Genomic DNA, 271 nt, shown 5'->3' on the forward strand with positions numbered 1-271 from the left:
TTCACACCTTTGAATTCACCATTAGAAAAGATACGCTCAACAGACTTAACCTCATAGTCTTCCCCTTAAGTGATAGATTCATACGCATCAGTAAATGCGTTACTCCACGGTTGACCTTGAAGACGCATTACAAACGATGGTAATGGCTTTTTATTATATGGTGCAGACGCGCCATAAGCTTGCGGTTCGTTTACAGTAGTAAGTTCTACATAAAGCCCGGCACCGTACAACGAACGCAAATCAATTGATATATCCCCTAAATTACTCGATG

The 271-nt window shown here is 41.0% G+C and carries 1 protein-coding gene; it reads right to left on the bottom strand.

The features are described from left to right. Positions 1-65: 65 nt before the first annotated feature. Positions 66-271: hypothetical protein (locus CWB85_RS22580; RefSeq protein WP_171039078.1), on the bottom strand; the 206-nt coding region annotated here is incomplete at its 5' end.

Origin of the sequence: Pseudoalteromonas sp. S1727, from assembly GCF_005886375.1 — a bacterium.
Taxonomy (GTDB): domain Bacteria; phylum Pseudomonadota; class Gammaproteobacteria; order Enterobacterales; family Alteromonadaceae; genus Pseudoalteromonas; species Pseudoalteromonas haloplanktis.